Source organism: Scopulibacillus darangshiensis (assembly GCF_004341035.1).
Taxonomy (GTDB): Bacteria; Bacillota; Bacilli; order Bacillales; family Sporolactobacillaceae; genus Scopulibacillus; species Scopulibacillus darangshiensis.
In genome coordinates this window covers 101,425-118,911 of the sequence record NZ_SLXK01000002.1, presented here as the reverse complement: position 1 = coordinate 118,911, position 17,487 = coordinate 101,425, and the positions used below count along the sequence as shown (strand labels likewise).

Below are 17,487 nucleotides of genomic sequence, written 5' to 3'. Positions count from 1 at the left end.
ATAAATGAGATTTTTAACAGCGGGCGAGTCCCACGGCCCACAGCTTACAGCTATCATTGAAGGTTTGCCATCACAATTGGAAATTGATACACAGATCATTAATCAAGAACTAAAAAGGCGTCAAGGCGGATATGGCCGCGGCCGCAGAATGCAAATTGAAAGTGACCAGGTTCGAATCCTGTCAGGTGTCCGTCATGGTAAAACAACTGGTGCACCGGTCACCTTGGTGGTGGAAAATAGGGATTGGAAGAACTGGGAAGATATAATGGGGGCTGCCCCTGTAGCTGATCCAAGCAATGTGAAAAAACGGGTGACACGTCCGCGTCCAGGGCATGCAGATCTTAATGGCGCTGTGAAATATGGTCATCGCGATATGAGGGATGTTCTAGAACGCTCATCAGCGCGAGAAACAGCGATCCGTGTTGCCGTTGGATCTGTTGCCAAACAATTATTATCCAATTTTGGCATCGACATCGCGGGCCGGGTCATTGAACTTGGCGGCGTCAAAGATGAAACACCTGTCACGGAGTCATTGGAGGAAATAAAGAAGGTGACTGAGGCTTCCCCTTTACGCTGCCTCAATAAGGATTTGGAAGAAAAAATGATAGCCGTGATTGATGAAGCGAAGCAAAACGGTGATTCAATCGGTGGAGTTGTTGAAACCATAGTAACAGGTGCGCCGATTGGTCTCGGGAGTCATGTTCATTACGACCGAAAGCTTGATGCACGAATTGCGATGGGCGTAATGAGTATTAATGCATTTAAAGGGGTTGAATTTGGGATTGGCTTTGCTGCGGCTAGTCGACCGGGGAGCCAGGTGCATGATGAAATTTTATGGTCGGAAGACAAGGGTTATTCCCGCAGAACCAATCGCCTCGGCGGTTTTGAGGGCGGCATGACAACTGGAATGCCCATCATCGTCAAAGGTGTCATGAAACCTATCCCGACGTTGTATAAACCTCTGCAAAGTGTTGATATCCAAACAAAAGAGCCTTTTAAAGCAAGCATTGAGAGGTCTGATAACTGTGCGGTTCCGGCAGCAAGTGTTGTTTGCGAAAATGTTGTCGCGTGGGAAATGGCCTGCGCAATAATGGAGAGATTCTCGGGCGACCAAATGCCGGATGTCCTTCAAGCTTACGAAAGCTTTCAAAAACGGGCGTTGGAATTTTAATGGACGACATCATTATTCGCACAAAGACGGCAGCCTATCCGGTTTATATCGGTCCGAATATTCGATTTGACTTAACCAAATTATTACCAAACAATTATAAAAGCTATTATATCATTACGGATAAGCATGTCGGTCCGTTATATGCTCAAGATCTGACTGCGGCACTTTCTGGTAAAGAGGTCTATCACTATACGATCCCGGCATCAGAAAGTGCAAAAAGCATGACGTGCTATCAAGCGGTATTGGACGATATGCTGGAATCCCATCTTGACAGGGGGAGCTGTGTTATTGCTTTAGGCGGTGGTGTAGTTGGCGATTTGGCGGGCTTTGCTGCTGCCACTTATATGAGAGGGATCGCATTTATACAAATGCCAACAACATTGTTAGCACATGACAGCAGCGTCGGCGGCAAGGTTGGCATCAATAGCGCCCACGGCAAAAATTTGATCGGCGCCTTCTACCATCCGGAAGCGGTTATTTATGATACCTCCACTTTAGACTCGTTGCCAATGCGTGAAATGCAGTCAGGTTTTGTTGAAGTTTTAAAACATAGTTTGATTGATTCCGAATCGTTTTATTTGTCATTGATGGAAGAAATACCAGATGCTGCCTCTCTCACCCCGAAAAAGGTTGAGCCTTTTATCGCAAAGGGGATCAAGGTAAAAGCTGGTATCGTACGAGAAGATGAACAAGAAAAAGGCATAAGGGCGCACCTCAATTTTGGCCATACATTAGGACATGCCATAGAAAAGGAACTCGGTTTTGGACAGATGACCCATGGCGAAGCGGTTGGGATCGGCATAGTCTTCGCAATGATGTTAAGCGAAAGACACTATCATCTATCCCTTCCTATTAAAGCATTCAGGAAATGGCTCAAGGCTTTGGGTTTGCCCGACCGTGTCCCAAGCATGTTAACTTCTGAAGCCTTATTAGGACGAATGATGTATGACAAAAAGAACAAGGATGGCCGGCTTCGATTTGTGTTAATGGAAAAAATAGGCATCGTTCAAACGGATATCCTGCCGAAATCATTAGTCGAGGAAACATTGCAGGATTTTATGAATGAGACATGAGTTTTCGGTTGACAAAAGGCCGATTATTGTTTAAAATTTGTTAAAATAACTGAATAATATATTTATAAATGATATGAACTGCCGTTGGGATTGATCCGTTAGAGTGAGGTCATACAACGCGCTGTTTAAGGTTTTAATTAGCTGAGTAGAGAATGAGATTGTTGAGCAGAGGAGAGCTTAGGGTTTATAAAACACGAGACACCCATAGGCTTATTGGTCCTATGGGTTTTTATATTTTAAGTAAGATTTATTGCATATCTCCTTTTATTTCCTCAACGACTCATTCCTCAACCATTGGAGGAGTGAGCCTATGTTTAACCAACGATCAAGCGATGGCGCTTATCTTACCATCCCGCTTAGGGAAAGCTTTTTCACCGACCGTTTTACACCCATTGAAATAGTAGAGTGCTTTAAAGACCGATTTGCCTATTTACTGGAGAGCCGTGATCAAGGCTCCTGGGCCAGATACTCGTTTATCGGTATTGATCCTTTTGCCTTTGTCAAAAAAGGTGATGAAGAATTTGTGCTGAATGATGTTAATGGCGAAGCATTAGCCCGGGCAAGTCATCTTAGGGAATTGTTTGAAAATGCGATGGCATACTTAAAAGTTCAACCCATTGATTCACCGCTTCCTTTTACAGGTGGTGCCGTCGGGTGCATAGCATATGATGCGATTTCCGATTTTGACAAGGTTCCAAGACATGATAACCACGATCTTTGCATGCCGGCTTATCATTTTGTCTTTTGCAAAACAATCATCGCTTTTGACCATTATGAGCAGAAAATTACAGTCATTCATTTCGCCATGCTTCATGATGCAAGAGATGAAGAGCAGAAAGAAATTGAACTAGAAAAGGCCAAAATCTCTATTAAAAATATTGTGCATATGCTGCAGACAAATAAACCGGACAGCCAAGTTAATCCTTGGCCAGAAGCAAGTCATTCAAAGGACATAGATCAGATTAAATGGCGTTCGACAATGGCAAAATCAGAATTTGTCGAAAAAGTTAAACGCATCAAACAGTATATTGCTTCAGGAGATGTTTTTCAAACTGTGCTTTCACATAGAATAGAAATCGATTTGCCCGTCACGTCATGGGATTTATATCGAACACTGCGCGTGACAAACCCCTCACCCTATCTTTTTTATTTAAAATGCGGTGATTTCGAGGTTGTAGGGAGCTCGCCAGAACGTATTGTTAAGGTGCAAGGAAATGACATTGAAATACATCCAATTGCAGGGACAAGGCCGCGCGGTCAAAATCAAAAGGAGGATGATCAACTGGCACAGGATTTACTAGAGGATGAAAAGGAGCGGGCTGAACACATGATGCTTGTCGATTTGGCGAGAAACGACGCGGGGAAGGTAAGTGATTTTGGCAGTGTAAAAGTACCTAAATTAATGGCTGTCGAAAGGTTTTCTCAGGTGATGCATCTCGTTTCTATTGTTAGTGGAACGATGAGAAGAGACTGCCATCCTGTAGATGCCTTTACAGCCGCCTTTCCAGCAGGAACATTGTCAGGAGCGCCAAAGATAAGAGCCATGGAAATCATACATGAGCTTGAACCAACGGCAAGAGGATTTTATGGCGGTGCAGTCGGGTATTTTGGCTTCGATGGTTCGGTTGATACGTGTATCACGATTCGCACGTTTTCATGCAAAGGGAACAAGGCATATATCCAGGCTGGGGCAGGCATTGTCGCAGATTCTGACCCAGAACTTGAATGGGAAGAAACGTTTAATAAAGCTCGCGCATTAATAAAAACAGTCGAAAGAGCAGAAAAACTTTTTCGGCGTGCCGGGGAGGTTCACCATGTTTAAAAAGGTGTTAAATCAATTGATGGACGGAAAAACATTAACAGAATCAGAAGCCGCCTCAATGATGGATATGATCATGACAGGCGAAGCATCGAAAAGCCAAATCGCGAGCTTCTTATCAATCATCAGGTATCGGGGAGAGACAACGAGTGAGTTAACGGGATTTACCCGTTCGATGCGGTCTCATGCATTAACGTTAGTCCATGATGAAGATGTAATGGATACTTGTGGAACCGGCGGAGATGGCGCATCAACCTTTAATATTTCCACAGCTTCAGCGATCTTGCTTTCCTCGATGGGTGTTAAAGTTGCAAAACATGGCAACCGGGCTGTCTCTTCAAAAAGCGGAAGTGCAGATGTTCTGGAACAATTAGGTATTCCAACGCAAACAACAACGGCTGAAGCTGTGCGGTCTCTTAAAGAGAATGACATGTGCTTTTTGTTCGCGCCGCTATACCATGGGTCTATGAAACATGCTGCGGGTCCAAGACAAGAGTTAGGTTTTCGAACAACCTTTAACATTCTCGGTCCTTTGGTCAATCCAGCAGACAGCCAAAAACAGCTGATCGGTGTTTATGATCACGAATTAGCAAGGAAAATGGCGGAAACATTGGTCCGCCTAGGAACTAAGCGTTCTCTGTTTGTTACCGGTGCTGGCGGGTTGGACGAAGTCGCAGTATATGGGAAAACAGAAATGATTTTAGTTGACGATGGCCGGATCGAAGCCTTTTCATTAACACCAGAAGAGGTGGGTTTAGAAAGAGGGCCAATTGAAGCAATACAGGTTAATAATGTCAAGGAAAGTGCAGAACTAATTGAAGCCATTTTTTCTGGAGAAGCTGAAACCGGAGCGGTCAACACCCTTTTATTAAATGCGGGTTGCGGACTGTATGTTTATGGGAAAGCCAAAACGATTGCTGAGGGTGTTCATGAAGCCAGAAATGCTTTGGTTTCTGGTCGGGCTTACAGGCACCTTGAAAGTTTACGCACTATGAGGGAGATGAGACACCATGCTTGAAGACATAATTAAAACGAAAAAGGAAGAACTGGCAGGCTTTCTTATGCCTGCAGAAGATCGCTCAACACAGCCAAAATCCCTTCAGGGGGCACTCGCAAACCCCAACCGAAACCTGGGTCTGATTGCTGAGGTGAAAAAGGCCTCTCCGTCTAAAGGCATTTTTCGGAAAACGATAAACCCGCAGCATGTCGGAACATCATATGAGAGTGCAGGTGCAGATGCGATTTCGGTGCTCACAGATAAGACTTACTTCCAGGGATCGAACGAAAATTTAATTAAGGTTAAAACGGCAGTCGATGTGCCTGTATTAAGAAAAGATTTTATTATTGATGCAAGACAAATTGAAGAAAGCCGAAGAATTGGTGCCGATGCCATTCTTTTAATTGCAGCGGCTCTTGATCCCGGCCAGCTGCAGGAATTCTATTTGCAAGCCTACGAACAAGGGCTTGAGGCCCTGGTAGAAGTGCATAACGCTCGGGAGTTAAATGATGTTCTTTCCCTTTTTAAACCGGAGATTCTAGGGATCAACAATCGGAATTTAAAAACCTTTGAAACATCCCTGACAACAACTGAAGAGCTGCTGCCGATGGTGCCTGATGACATTCTTGTAGTCAGTGAATCAGGCATCCAAAGCGGGGGGGACATCCAATGGTTGATTGATCATCATGTCAATGGCGCTCTTATAGGTGAAGCTTTAATCAAAGCTGGCACCCCGGGTGATGGTATACGTGAATTGTTTGGCAAGGCGCGGGTGTTATGACACAGCAACCTATGCTGAAATACTGCGGAAATCAGTCTTTACAAGATGTGGTGATTTCTCTTCGCAGTAAAGCGACGCATATCGGTTTGATTTTCACACCTGAGAGCAAGCGGAAGGTCAGTGTCTATGAAGCCGAATCATGGTTCCGGGAGTTAGGCGATCAGATAAAAGGCAAAAAAATTGTAGGGGTGTTTGTGAACAGCACCATTGACGCGATCAAGGAGGCTGTCAACCGCCTTCCGATTGATATTATTCAATGTCACGGCAATGAATCAGCTGAGGATTTGCTCTTTCTAAAAAAACAAATAAAAAAGCCGGTTTGGAAAGCGATTCATCATGGGGATCACGCCATTGAGCTTATGAGATCCTATCAAGGCATTGCCAGCGGCTTTGTTATTGATACAAAGGTGCAGCATGCGTGGGGGGGGAGCGGTCAATCCTTTAACTGGGCGGCCGTTCCGGACTATCTCGAAGAAGCGGCCAGGCAAGGGGCGTTATGTTTTATTGCCGGCGGCATTCATGCAGATAATGTCGAGAAATTATTGCACTTTGAACCGGCGGGTATAGATATCGCCTCCGGAATAGAGACGAATGCAAAAAAGGACCGAAGCAAAATAAAAATGATCGAAAGAAAGGTGACAGAACATGATTCAGCAACCTAATACAATGGGACGATATGGGGAATTCGGAGGAAAGTTCGTGCCGGAAACATTGATGTATGCCTTGGAAGAACTTGAATCAGCCCTGAATGATGCGATGGAGGATGACACTTTTATCAAAGATTATCATCAAACACTTAAAGATTATTCAGGCCGGCCGACACCGGTGACATTTGCCAAACAATTAACTGAAGAGATTGGCGGCGCACAAATCTATTTAAAGAGAGAAGATCTTAATCATACAGGCGCTCATAAAATTAATAACGCCATCGGCCAAGGCTTGCTTGCCCTCCGTATGGGAAAACAAAAAATAGTTGCTGAGACGGGCGCAGGCCAGCACGGTGTGGCCGCTGCGACGGTCGCCGCTTACCTTGGCCTGTCTTGCAAAGTCTTCATGGGGAAAAAGGATGTTGAAAGACAATCTCTCAATGTCTTTCGGATGAAGCTGCTCGGGGCGGAAGTCATCCCGGTAGAAAGCGGCAGCCAAACATTAAAGGATGCAACAAACGAAGCATTGCGGTATTGGGTAACAAACGTAGAGGATACCTTCTACCTGATAGGATCGGTTGTCGGACCTCATCCTTATCCCATGTTGGTGAGAAACTTTCAGAGAATTATCGGTGATGAGGCTAGGGAACAATTTAAGGAATTGACTGGCGGGCTTCCCGATGCTATAACGGCATGTGTCGGCGGAGGAAGTAATGCCATTGGCATGTTCTACGCCTTTCTTGATGACGATGTGAGGCTTTATGGTGCGGAGGCAGCAGGAAAAGGAGTAGAAACGGCACATCATGCTGCAACATTAAAAAAGGGGAGAAAGGGCGTCATCCATGGTTCACTAACCTATCTCATTCAGGATGATGATGGTCAAATACAAGAACCTTACTCTATTTCAGCAGGTCTGGATTATCCTGGAATAGGACCGGAACATGCCTATCTCTCTGATACTGGGAGAGTTAAGTACGAAAGTGTCACTGATGAACAAGCGTTATTGGCCTTAAAACAATTATGTGAAAAAGAAGGAATCCTTCCGGCATTGGAAAGTGCTCATGCCCTTGCTCTCGCTACCCGTCTTGCAAAAACTTTAACTAAAGATCAAAGCATCCTCGTTTGTCTGTCAGGCCGCGGTGATAAGGACGTGCACACGATCATGCGAACTATGGAGGAGGAAAATACAAATGAAGCGACTAAATAACTACGTAAATAAAAATAATAAGATGCTTTTCATTCCATTTATCACTGTCGGCGACCCGAATACCGAAACAACGATAGAACTTGCTTTAGAACTCCAGGCAATGGGTGCTCATGCCCTTGAATTGGGAATTCCTTATTCAGACCCATTGGCCGACGGCCCAGTGATTCAAAGGGCATCCATAAGATCATTAGATAAAGGCATGACACTGGCAAAAGCTATGAAACTAGTGGAGGTGCTTCGTGATAGGGGGCTTGAAATTCCTGTTATCATATTTACTTACTATAATCTTTTGTTACAATTAACTGAAGAGAAGTTTGTGGAATATGCAAAAGCTTATGACATTGATGGACTTCTCGTTCCTGATTTACCTTTTGAGGAGAGCATAAGCCTTAGAGACATGTGTGCCAATAATGGTATTGCACTTATTTCCTTGGTCGCACCGACAACCTCAGCAACTAGGCTTCAGGAGATTGGCAAGGCATCACATGGGTTTCTATATTGTGTTTCATCACTTGGGGTAACAGGGGTCAGACAAGACTTTCACCCAGATGTGTACAGCTTTCTGCACCATGTAAGGAAGGAGAGTAGTTTGCCGATTGCCGTTGGATTCGGTGTTTCTTCAGCAAAACAGATCATAGCTCTCCAAGATCATTGTGACGGCTTTATTGTCGGCAGCGCAATTATCAAGGAGGTCGAACAACGTCTAAGCCTTCTTGAAGATGAAGAGACAAGGTGTCAGGCGGTGCGCGATATCAGGAAAGTGTTAGAAAAAAACTTAGATTACAACGACGAGGTGTTAGGGAATCATGAAGGAACAGCTCAAAACACTCAAACCTTACCAACCAGGGAAACAAGTTGAGGAAGTAAAAAAAGAACTCGGACTAGAAAAAATCGAGAAGCTGGCATCCAACGAAAATCCTTTTGGCTGTTCACCAAAAGCCATCAAAGGCATGCAAAAAGTTTTTGGAGAATTAGCGATTTATCCCGATGGATACGCTACGGTTTTAAGAAAAAAGATAAGTGCACACTTCCACATTTCTGAGGACCAAATTATTTTTGGGAATGGGACTGATGAAATCATCCATATGATCAGCCGTGCCTACCTGGAACCAGGTCTAAATACGATTATGGCTGATCTGACTTTTCCACAGTATAAAAGGAATGCTGTGATTGACGGGGCGGAGGTAAGAGAGGTGCCGCTCGTCCACGGCCGCCATGATCTTGATACTATGCGCAGCTTGATTGATGAAAATACCAAAGTTATTTGGCTTTGCAACCCGAATAATCCATCAGGTGAATATATCAGGGAAAGTGAATTGACGGCATTCCTTGACACTGTTCCGTCAGATGTGCTCGTTGTCTCGGATGAAGCCTATTATGAATATGTTACTGCTGAAGATTATCCGCAGTCGCTTAATCTGATTCAAAGTTACCCCAATCTGATTTTCACACGGACGTTTTCTAAGGCATATGGGATGGCTGCGCTTAGAATTGGTTACGGCATAGCAAATCCGGAGTTGATTCGCTCACTTGAAGCGGTTAGAGAACCTTTTAACGCATCGCGTCTTGCCCAGGCGGCCGCCGCAGAAGCTCTCGAGGATCAAGAATTTATTGCAAAATGTGCAGAGAAGAATAACGAAGGCAAACAACAATATTATGATTTTTGTGATGACATGGGTTTAGCCTGCTATCCAACTCAAGGAAACTTTATTTTGATTGATGTCGGTGGTTCTGGAGAAGAAGCCTTTAAATACCTTCTGAGTAAAGGGTATATCGTCCGTTCCGGTGCAGCGCTTGGTTACCCCAAAGGCATCCGCATCACAATAGGAAATAAGGAACAAAATGATGCGATCATTAGTCATTTGAGGAATTACCTGACATGAGAAAAAAGGTTTTGATAGTTGGATTAGGCTTAATTGGCGGGTCGTTAGCCAAAGCCATCCGGGCAGCGCATGATGTTGACATCACGGGTTACGATACCAATCAAGAATCATTAATAGAAGCAAAATCACTAGGCATTATCGACCATTATACAGCTGTCATAAGTGACAGCGCAAAAGCTGCTGACTTTATATTGCTGGCCGCCCCAGTTAATTCAATCCTTGAGCATATCGAACTATTGTCAAAAATTGATTTAAAACCGGGTGTTATCATCACCGATGTGGGAAGTACTAAGCGGCAAATTGTTAATAAGGCCGCAAATGTTTTCCAAGGGCGTTGTACTTTCATCGGCGGTCACCCAATGGCAGGCTCTCACAAAAGCGGTGTTTCCGCATCACAGCCAAACCTTTTTGAGAATGCTTATTATTTTATTGTTCCGGATACCATTGATAAGACTAAGGAGGCAGACCAGCTTCAAACCTTGCTTAAAGGCACTCATGCGAAGTTTATCACCGTTACACCGGATAAGCATGACGACATTGTCGGCATCATTAGCCACTTTCCTCATCTTATCGCGTCTGGGCTCGTCCATCATCTGAAGGAGCATCCCGAACAAGAGTTTAATTTGCGCAATCTCGCGGCGGGAGGCTTCCGTGATATAACACGAATCGCATCAGCAGATCCTGTCATGTGGCAGGATATTATTTCTAACAACAGCGATATCATGTTAAAGCTCTTTCATTCGTGGGAAGAGGAAATGGGCCGGATTAAAACCATGTTGATGAGTAATGACAGGGACCAAATTAAGACTTTCTTTTCAGATGCAAAGGCTTATCGCGACGGCTTTCCCCAAAAAGAAAAGGGTGCTATACCAGCTTATTATGATTTATATGCCGATATACCCGATCAGCCATTGGCGATATCGGACATTACCAGGTTAATTGGTGAAGCGGATCTTAACTTAACTAATATTAATATTATTGAACTAAGAGAAAACATCTTTGGTGTTTTGAGACTGTCATTTCCGACATTGCAACAACGGGAACAGGCAATGGCTGTCCTTTCAAATAACAACTATAAGACATATCTTAATGATTAGGTGGTAAATATGGCAGAAATGATATTTAAGGGCTATAAAAAAAAGGTTGTTGGTGCGGTCCGGGTTCCCGGTGATAAATCGATTTCCCACCGCGCTGTCATATTTGGGGCGATTGCCCATGGGGAAACAAAAATAGAAGGATTTTTAACAGGTGACGATTGTCTTAGCACGCTTTCCTGTATGCGGCAACTCGGTGCTGAAGTTGAAAGGGACGGCGAAACCGTTATGGTAAAGGGATCAGGTTTTAATGGCTTGAAGGAACCGGAAAATGTACTGGATGTCGGTAATTCCGGCACATCTATCCGACTGTTAATGGGACTTCTTTCTGCAAGACCTTTCCACAGTGTCTTAGTGGGAGATGCGTCGATCCATCGGCGGCCAATGGACCGGATTATGGCCCCCTTAGAGAAAATGGGCGGACAACTTTTTGGACGGGCAAATAACCGTTTAGCCCCCGTCGCTATTAACGGAACAAAGCTTGAAGCGGTAACTTATAATTCACCGATAGCAAGCGCTCAAGTCAAATCGGCATTACTCTTGGCAGCCATCCAAACCGAAGGACAAACAACAATAAATGAGCCTTATTTATCCCGGGATCATACAGAAAGAATGATTAGGGCTTTTGGCGGGGAAATTAAGACATCAAAGGCAAGCTGTTCGCTAAACGGTCCGCAAAAATTAACCGGAACCACGATTAAAGTCCCAGGTGATATCTCATCTGCGGCATTTTTTATTGCGGCTGCCCTCATTACCCCCGGCAGTGAACTGAAGATCGAATCCGTAGGTGTGAACCCGACTAGAACAGGTCTTTTGGATGTTCTAAAAGACATGGGCGCTGATATATCGGTAAACAATCCACGGGAGTTGAACAACGAACCGGTTGCTGACCTTGTCATCCGCCATAGCCAGTTAAAATCAACGACTGTTGGCGGTGAAATGATTCCAAAATTAATTGATGAAATTCCAATATTGGCTTTGCTTGCAACTCAGGCGGAAGGGGAAACGGTGATCCGTGACGCTGCCGAATTGAAGGTTAAGGAAACAAATAGGATTCAGACAGTTACAACTCAGCTTAACAAACTTGGCGCAGATATTAGAGAAACAGAGGACGGCATGATTATCACCGGGCATCCTGGACAGCCTTTAACAGGTGGAAAGGTTGAAAGTTTTGGCGACCATAGGATTGGCATGATGTTAGCAATAGCCGGCCAAGTAGCCAAGCAGGGTGTTACTCTAGAGGGCAGCGAAGCCATCTCAGTTTCATTCCCATCATTCGTTAAATTATTGGAAACAGTGAGATAAATCATATTTTTTAGAAAATACCTTGCATTTCAATATTGTTATCGTTTATAATATTCTCAAATGGTTTCTCTCCACTCCATCCATATGTTGATGAAAGCCTTATACGCATTGTATAAGGTTCTTTTTTTCCCTTCCGAATCATAGAATTGCTAGTGAAGGCATACTAGGACGAGGATAATTGCACCCTTTTAATTTTATTAATCTTTACGGGAGGTAAATTTACTAATAGATATGATAAAATAGACATTCATCAAAAACTTCTCCCGTAATTGACCTAGAAGGAGTGCACTTTTATATGGTAAATGATTTAGACACAGCCATTTCGCTTGTTGAAACAGGACAGACTGAGCAGGGTTTAGCAATGGTGAAAGAACTATTGACTTCAGCCGATGATGATACAGCTTACAAAATCGCGGTTCTCATGCAAGATTGGGGATTGATTGAAGATGCTGAAGCGGTATTTAATGATCTTTTAATAAAGTATCCAGAAGACAGCGATTTGATCCTGCAAATCGCGGAACTTTTGGTTGATAAGGATGAAGAAGAAAAAGCGATAAATTTATTAAACAGCATCAGCAACTATGATGAAAATTATTTAAGCGCACAACTTTTGCTTGCTGATTTGTATCAAATGCAAGGTTTAGATGAGGTTGCTGAAAGTAAGCTTAAAACAGCCTTGCAAATGGCACCGGATCAACCGATTTTATTGTTCGCATTAGGAGAATTTTATTTATCGGCAGGCTACCCGGCAGAAGCGGTCCCTTATTATAAAAAGGTTCTGCATGCTGATGTGCTGTCACACGAGAATGTAGAGGTTAAATTGGCTGAAGCCTTAAGTCTAAACGCACAATTTGAAGAGGCATTAATTTATTATCAAAAGGGACTTGATAAAAGCAAAACATTGGATGGATTGTTTGGTTACGGGATGACAGCTATGCAGGTTGGAAAATATCAAACTGCAATCTCAGCTTTTGTTGAATTAAAAGAGCTTGATCCGGGGTATAGTACCCTTTATCCCGTCCTTGCAGAAGCTTACCAAGAAGAGGGAGCAACAAATGAAGCTTTGGTTGTCCTTGAAGAAGGCATGAAGACTGATGAACTGAATGAAAGGCTGTACAATAAAGCCGGGGAGCTGTCATGGAAACAAAAGGATTGGGACAGGGCTAAGCGTTATTATAATGATTTATTAAAAATTAACCCTGATAATATCGAAGCGTTTAAACGTGTTATTGAGATAAAAATAAATGATGATGATGCGTTCGATGAGGTTATTGCAGACCTTGAAGACAGCCAACATGACGATCCCACCCTAAAATGGTATTTAGCAAAAGCCTATATGCGTAATGATCATTTAGATATGGCAGAGTCAATCTATAAAGACAATATCCAGTATTTTAATGAAAATCCCGAGTTTCTAAGTGAATATGGGGAACTGCTCTGGCAGCTCGGCAAAAGAGAGGAAGCCTTGCTGAAACTCAATCAGGCGCTTTCTTTCGACCCGCAAAATCAAATTTTGCAAGGATTTGTCGAACGAATTGAGCAGGATTTTTCATAAGGTAAAAAGAAAGTATAACCATAACTTGATGTATAAAAGGAAGAAAGGGGATGAGAGCATGGAACAAATAATTTCAGTTAATGAAAAACGTGATTTTTTGAAATGGTTTTTAAATCGCTTTCATTTGAAGAGCCGCGAATGTGTTTGGCTGCTGAACTATTGTATCAGCGACGATCACCTTTTGAGCCTCTTTCGATTTGTGGACAATATTCATGGCTGCACCCGTTCAATGGTCATATCGGAAAAATCAGTGAGTGATAAAGCTTTTGAATACCACAAAAGGCACGTGACGACCGATGATCCTGAGAAGGCCTTTCACGACATTCGGCTTAATCAAGAAGAACCAATCTTTGTCCAGGTCAATTTCTCATCCCCATATCGAACACCTGAATATGTTGGGGTGCTTGAGGATAACCCATTCTGCCATAAAACAGTGCATGACCGTTTTGGGGAAGAAGCTGACAAAATTATTTTAAAAGCCGAAGAGAAATATTTAAGAGAAACATTAAATAAAGAAATTGATAAGGCGCTTGACGAGGGAGATAAAGAAACCTTCGAAAAACTAACTAACAAATTGAAAATGTTAAACATCCTTGATTAATAATCAAGGGTTTTTATTTATGTAAGTTTTGATAAAATTTGTATAAAATTAATTTTTGAAAAGCCCATTCACAAATAGAAGGAGCATGTATATGAAATGGTGTACAAAAGATATTATCCTGTTTAATAAAGAAAAAGAATTCGTAGACACTGTGGTTGTGCCTTTAGTTCCGATATCCTGGGACAAAAATATGACGGCCACAGTTAGGGAAGGCGAGCATATCACTATACTGGCTCGGGAAATTGAACATCAACTAATGGGGAGAATGGTTGAAGCACCTCCTTTTACATATCTAAAATCTGAATCTATGGAAGAACGGATGAAACGACTAAAGTTATGGGAAAAGAATATAAAAGAAAGTGGCATTGGCTATATTTTTTATCTGACTTCCGATGTGGACTGGAATCAGAAGAATCACAATATGCTAGATATGATATGGCTGCCTGCTGTACCTCTTGAGCATATGGAAGGGAAAGCCCGTGATGCTTATCTCGATGAAACAGTTCAGGATATTCTGAAAGTCATCACAGAATCATGGCAACAATTTTCTGAATAAATCCATAAGAGTTGTCAATATTTATTGACAGTTATAAATCGTTTGCGCTATCATGGGAATGTCCTAGTAATATGTGTGATAGTTAAATATTTTCGGAAATTCCTTAGAATAGGGGGGGAATCGATGAGCAACAAAGAGCATGATGTCACCAGACGTCAATTCCTTAACTACACGCTGACCGGTGTCGGAGGATTTATGGCTGCGGGCATGCTCATGCCAATGGTTCGTTTCGCCGTTGACCCGCTTTTGCAAAATAAGAAAACGGGTAAAATGGTTTCCGTTGTGTCAGTTGATGAACTAACAGATCAGCCGCAACGCAAAACTTTTAAAGTGAAAAAAGTTGATGGCTGGCATGAATTCGAAGAGCAGAAAATCGCTTATGTTTTCAAAAAGAAAAACGGTGATATCATGGCACTATCACCAATCTGCACTCACTTGGGCTGCACGGTCAACTGGAATGATCCCGCTTATCCAAATGAGTATCATTGTCCTTGTCATGGTGGCCGCTACACCAAGACTGGCATAAACATTCCGGGTACACCGCCGCCTGCGCCTTTGCATGTATATGACATGAAGGTAAAGGATGGCACTGTCTACCTTGGAGATGCACATCCAAGAGGAGGGGCGTAATAAATGTTAACCAAACTCTATGATTGGGTTGATGAGCGTTTAGATATTACGCCGATGTGGCGTGACTTGGCTGACCACGAAGTGCCTGAACACGTCAACCCTGCCTACCATTTTTCAGCGTTTGTTTACTGCTTTGGTGGGTTAACCTTTTTCACAATTGTCATTCAAATCCTATCCGGTATGTTCCTAACAATGTATTACGTGCCAGACATTAATAACGCATGGGACTCCGTCTTTTATTTACAAAATAAAGTCGCCTATGGTCAAATTGTCCGTGGCATGCATCACTGGGGTGCCAGCCTAACAATTGTTATGGTGTTCCTACATACCTTACGCGTGTTTTTCACCGGTGCATATAAGAAACCACGTGAACTGAATTGGATTGTCGGCGTATTATTGTTTTTTATCATTCTAGGTTTAGGGTTTACCGGTTATTTATTACCTTGGGATATGAAAGCGCTGTTTGCGACAAAAGTAGGTTTGCAAATCGCCGCATCCGTTCCATTTATCGGAAATTGGATCGAAGTGCTCCTCCAAGGAAGCGACATTGTTGGTGCACAAACACTAGCGAGATTCTTTGCCATCCATGTATTTTTCTTACCAGCCGCACTGCTTGGACTATTGGCAGCACACTTCATCATGATCCGAAAACAGGGTATTTCCGGCCCGCTTTAAGATTTAGTTATTGTAAAAAGGAGGGGAACTTATGCATCGCGGCAAAGGAATGACATTTGTCGGTGATTCCCGAATTCCAAAGCGCGGGAAATTCATACCGCCAAAAGATTACTCTGAATATCCCGGCAAAACAGAAGCTTTCTTGCCTAACTTCTTGTTAAAAGAATGGATGGTTGGCGCAGTATTCCTAATCGGCTTTCTGGTACTGACAGTATCGGAAGCTTCACCATTAGAAGCCGAGGCTGATCCGACGAAAGCAGGCTATATCCCGCTGCCTGACTGGTACTTTTTATTCTTATATCAATTACTGAAATATCCTTATGCTGCAGGCGATTACAAAGTCATTGGCATCGTTATTCTACCCGGTCTGGCCATGATCGCTTTGCTAATCGCTCCTTGGCTTGACAGGGGTCCGGAACGCCGGGCAGCAAGACGACCTATTGCTACCGGCTTAATGCTGTTGTCATTAATCTCAATCATTTATTTGACTTGGGAGTCATCTGTTTCCCATGACTGGGCCAAATCCGAAGAACAAGGTAAAATCGTCAAAAAAGTCGATATTGATAAAAGTTCGGAAGGTTATAAAATTTATTCCAGTCAATCATGTGTTAACTGCCATGGAGAAAATTTAGAAGGAAAAGTGGGGCCGGCGCTCGTCGGCAAAAACATACCCGCTCAGCTTGTTGAAAAGGTTGCTGTGAATGGTATTCCACCAAAAATGCCGCCTAATGCCTTTAAAGGTTCAGACAAGGATCTAAAAACTTTGGCAAAATTCATTGAAAAAGTAAGCAAAAAGTAAGCAAAAAGTAAAGATAAAAGCTGGCTATTTAATAGTCAGCTTTTCTTCTGCCAATACCAAAAGAACAAGGAGAACCAAACGAATGACAGGAATATATTTTCTATTAAAACAAAAATGGGTGTTATGGACGCTGCTTATCATTAATTTGCTTGGTACAGTATACGGTTACTACTGGTATCTCTTTCAACTTAAAGACACTCCTATAAAATTCATGATATTTGTTCCTGACAGCCCCACAGCCAGTTTGTTTTTTTGCATCGTATTGTCGGGTTTCTTATTAAAAAAGCATTTTCGCCTGTTTGAAGCATTGGCTGCTGTCACTTTATTTAAGTATGGGGTTTGGGCCGTCGGTATGAATGCCGTGTCAAGTTCATTTGGCTACAAACTGGAATTTGAGAATTGGATGCTGATTTTCTCCCACGGGTGCATGGCCATAGAAGGACTATTATATGCACGGTTTTATCGCTTTAAGGGATGGCATCTTCTGATCGCTGCCATTTGGACAGTCCATAATGACTTTATCGATTATATCTTTGGCATGGCGCCATGGTACCCTTACCTTGCCGCAAATATCCAAACCATCGGTTATTTGACCTTCTGGCTCAGCCTTATTAGTATCGGTCTTGTCTATCTGCTTGCAATGAGAAAAAACAAACTCACTTTAAGTTAGGTCTACTCTTGTCCCTATTCTCAT

18 protein-coding genes are annotated in these 17,487 nt (G+C 42.9%); all 18 read left to right on the top strand.

What is annotated here, in order from left to right; all coding sequences use genetic code 11:
- The first annotated feature begins 4 nt into the window (after positions 1-4).
- The 18 genes from aroC (at position 5) to lhaT (ending at position 17,463) form a co-directional block, all read left to right on the top strand.
- The gene (gene aroC, locus EV207_RS02320) at positions 5-1,171 is read left to right on the top strand and encodes a chorismate synthase (RefSeq protein WP_132743240.1); all 1,167 of its coding nucleotides are present in this window, start codon (positions 5-7) and stop codon (positions 1,169-1,171) included.
- Positions 1,171-2,244: a 3-dehydroquinate synthase gene (gene aroB, locus EV207_RS02315; protein WP_132743238.1), complete on the top strand. Its 1,074-nt coding sequence runs from the start codon at positions 1,171-1,173 to the stop codon at positions 2,242-2,244. The genes aroC and aroB overlap by 1 nt, the downstream gene beginning before the upstream one ends.
- Before the next feature lie 310 nt (positions 2,245-2,554).
- Complete coding sequence (gene trpE / locus EV207_RS02310; RefSeq protein ID WP_132743236.1) at positions 2,555-4,066, top strand: anthranilate synthase component I; 1,512 nt, start codon at positions 2,555-2,557, stop codon at positions 4,064-4,066.
- The gene (gene trpD / locus EV207_RS02305; RefSeq protein ID WP_132743234.1) at positions 4,059-5,081 is read left to right on the top strand and encodes an anthranilate phosphoribosyltransferase; all 1,023 of its coding nucleotides are present in this window, start codon (positions 4,059-4,061) and stop codon (positions 5,079-5,081) included. The genes trpE and trpD overlap by 8 nt, the downstream gene beginning before the upstream one ends.
- Positions 5,074-5,841: an indole-3-glycerol phosphate synthase TrpC gene (trpC, locus tag EV207_RS02300; protein WP_132743232.1), complete on the top strand. Its 768-nt coding sequence runs from the start codon at positions 5,074-5,076 to the stop codon at positions 5,839-5,841. The genes trpD and trpC overlap by 8 nt, the downstream gene beginning before the upstream one ends.
- Entirely contained in the window at positions 5,838-6,503 is a 666-nt protein-coding gene (locus EV207_RS02295; protein ID WP_207902905.1) for a phosphoribosylanthranilate isomerase, read from the top strand. The genes trpC and EV207_RS02295 overlap by 4 nt, the downstream gene beginning before the upstream one ends.
- Positions 6,487-7,695, top strand: coding sequence for a tryptophan synthase subunit beta (gene trpB, locus EV207_RS02290; RefSeq protein ID WP_132743230.1), 1,209 nt, complete (start codon positions 6,487-6,489; stop codon positions 7,693-7,695). Before EV207_RS02295 ends, trpB begins: the two co-directional genes overlap by 17 nt.
- Positions 7,679-8,554, top strand: coding sequence for a tryptophan synthase subunit alpha (trpA, locus tag EV207_RS02285; protein WP_132743228.1), 876 nt, complete (start codon positions 7,679-7,681; stop codon positions 8,552-8,554). Before trpB ends, trpA begins: the two co-directional genes overlap by 17 nt.
- The gene (gene hisC / locus EV207_RS02280; RefSeq protein WP_132743226.1) at positions 8,502-9,578 is read left to right on the top strand and encodes a histidinol-phosphate transaminase; all 1,077 of its coding nucleotides are present in this window, start codon (positions 8,502-8,504) and stop codon (positions 9,576-9,578) included. Before trpA ends, hisC begins: the two co-directional genes overlap by 53 nt.
- Positions 9,575-10,675 carry a prephenate dehydrogenase gene (locus tag EV207_RS02275; RefSeq protein WP_132743224.1) on the top strand — a complete coding sequence of 367 codons (1,101 nt, stop codon included), beginning with the start codon at positions 9,575-9,577 and terminating at the stop codon, positions 10,673-10,675. The genes hisC and EV207_RS02275 overlap by 4 nt, the downstream gene beginning before the upstream one ends.
- 18 nt (positions 10,676-10,693) lie before the next feature.
- Positions 10,694-11,977, top strand: a complete 1,284-nt coding sequence (gene aroA / locus EV207_RS02270) for a 3-phosphoshikimate 1-carboxyvinyltransferase (protein ID WP_132743575.1) — start codon at positions 10,694-10,696, stop codon at positions 11,975-11,977.
- Between the two features lie 295 nt (positions 11,978-12,272).
- Positions 12,273-13,532: a tetratricopeptide repeat protein gene (locus tag EV207_RS02265; RefSeq protein WP_132743222.1), complete on the top strand. Its 1,260-nt coding sequence runs from the start codon at positions 12,273-12,275 to the stop codon at positions 13,530-13,532.
- A gap of 58 nt (positions 13,533-13,590) precedes the next feature.
- Positions 13,591-14,133 (top strand): ReoY family proteolytic degradation factor, encoded by a 543-nt coding sequence (locus EV207_RS02260; protein ID WP_165886811.1) that lies wholly within the window; start codon positions 13,591-13,593, stop codon positions 14,131-14,133.
- Between the two features lie 91 nt (positions 14,134-14,224).
- Positions 14,225-14,689, top strand: a complete 465-nt coding sequence (locus EV207_RS02255) for a DUF2487 family protein (protein WP_165886810.1) — start codon at positions 14,225-14,227, stop codon at positions 14,687-14,689.
- A 123-nt stretch (positions 14,690-14,812) separates the two neighbouring features.
- Positions 14,813-15,319 (top strand): Rieske (2Fe-2S) protein, encoded by a 507-nt coding sequence (locus tag EV207_RS02250; RefSeq protein ID WP_132743216.1) that lies wholly within the window; start codon positions 14,813-14,815, stop codon positions 15,317-15,319.
- A gap of 3 nt (positions 15,320-15,322) precedes the next feature.
- Complete coding sequence (gene qcrB, locus EV207_RS02245) at positions 15,323-15,994, top strand: menaquinol-cytochrome c reductase cytochrome b subunit (RefSeq protein WP_132743214.1); 672 nt, start codon at positions 15,323-15,325, stop codon at positions 15,992-15,994.
- A gap of 31 nt (positions 15,995-16,025) precedes the next feature.
- Positions 16,026-16,793: a menaquinol-cytochrome c reductase cytochrome b/c subunit gene (locus tag EV207_RS02240; RefSeq protein ID WP_132743212.1), complete on the top strand. Its 768-nt coding sequence runs from the start codon at positions 16,026-16,028 to the stop codon at positions 16,791-16,793.
- Between the two features lie 82 nt (positions 16,794-16,875).
- The gene (gene lhaT, locus EV207_RS02235) at positions 16,876-17,463 is read left to right on the top strand and encodes a lipoprotein heptaprenylglyceryl N-acetyltransferase LhaT (RefSeq protein ID WP_132743210.1); all 588 of its coding nucleotides are present in this window, start codon (positions 16,876-16,878) and stop codon (positions 17,461-17,463) included.
- Positions 17,464-17,487: the final 24 nt, after the last annotated feature.

Bases quoted from the DNA above. Each gene is read 5' to 3' on its own strand.
- aroA (WP_132743575.1), top strand. From the start codon at position 10,694: ATGATATTTAAGGGCTATAAAAAAAAGGTTGTTGGTGCGGTCCGGGTT.
- EV207_RS02260 (WP_165886811.1), top strand. From the start codon at position 13,591: ATGGAACAAATAATTTCAGTTAATGAAAAACGTGATTTTTTGAAATGG.
- trpA (WP_132743228.1), top strand. From the start codon at position 7,679: ATGAAGCGACTAAATAACTACGTAAATAAAAATAATAAGATGCTTTTC.
- qcrB (WP_132743214.1), top strand. From the start codon at position 15,323: ATGTTAACCAAACTCTATGATTGGGTTGATGAGCGTTTAGATATTACG.
- hisC (WP_132743226.1), top strand. From the start codon at position 8,502: ATGAAGGAACAGCTCAAAACACTCAAACCTTACCAACCAGGGAAACAA.
- trpD (WP_132743234.1), top strand. From the start codon at position 4,059: ATGTTTAAAAAGGTGTTAAATCAATTGATGGACGGAAAAACATTAACA.
- EV207_RS02255 (WP_165886810.1), top strand. From the start codon at position 14,225: ATGAAATGGTGTACAAAAGATATTATCCTGTTTAATAAAGAAAAAGAA.
- EV207_RS02250 (WP_132743216.1), top strand. From the start codon at position 14,813: ATGAGCAACAAAGAGCATGATGTCACCAGACGTCAATTCCTTAACTAC.
- aroB (WP_132743238.1), top strand. From the start codon at position 1,171: ATGGACGACATCATTATTCGCACAAAGACGGCAGCCTATCCGGTTTAT.
- lhaT (WP_132743210.1), top strand. From the start codon at position 16,876: ATGACAGGAATATATTTTCTATTAAAACAAAAATGGGTGTTATGGACG.
- aroC (WP_132743240.1), top strand. From the start codon at position 5: ATGAGATTTTTAACAGCGGGCGAGTCCCACGGCCCACAGCTTACAGCT.
- trpE (WP_132743236.1), top strand. From the start codon at position 2,555: ATGTTTAACCAACGATCAAGCGATGGCGCTTATCTTACCATCCCGCTT.
- EV207_RS02275 (WP_132743224.1), top strand. From the start codon at position 9,575: ATGAGAAAAAAGGTTTTGATAGTTGGATTAGGCTTAATTGGCGGGTCG.
- EV207_RS02295 (WP_207902905.1), top strand. From the start codon at position 5,838: ATGACACAGCAACCTATGCTGAAATACTGCGGAAATCAGTCTTTACAA.
- EV207_RS02265 (WP_132743222.1), top strand. From the start codon at position 12,273: ATGGTAAATGATTTAGACACAGCCATTTCGCTTGTTGAAACAGGACAG.
- EV207_RS02240 (WP_132743212.1), top strand. From the start codon at position 16,026: ATGCATCGCGGCAAAGGAATGACATTTGTCGGTGATTCCCGAATTCCA.
- trpB (WP_132743230.1), top strand. From the start codon at position 6,487: ATGATTCAGCAACCTAATACAATGGGACGATATGGGGAATTCGGAGGA.
- trpC (WP_132743232.1), top strand. From the start codon at position 5,074: ATGCTTGAAGACATAATTAAAACGAAAAAGGAAGAACTGGCAGGCTTT.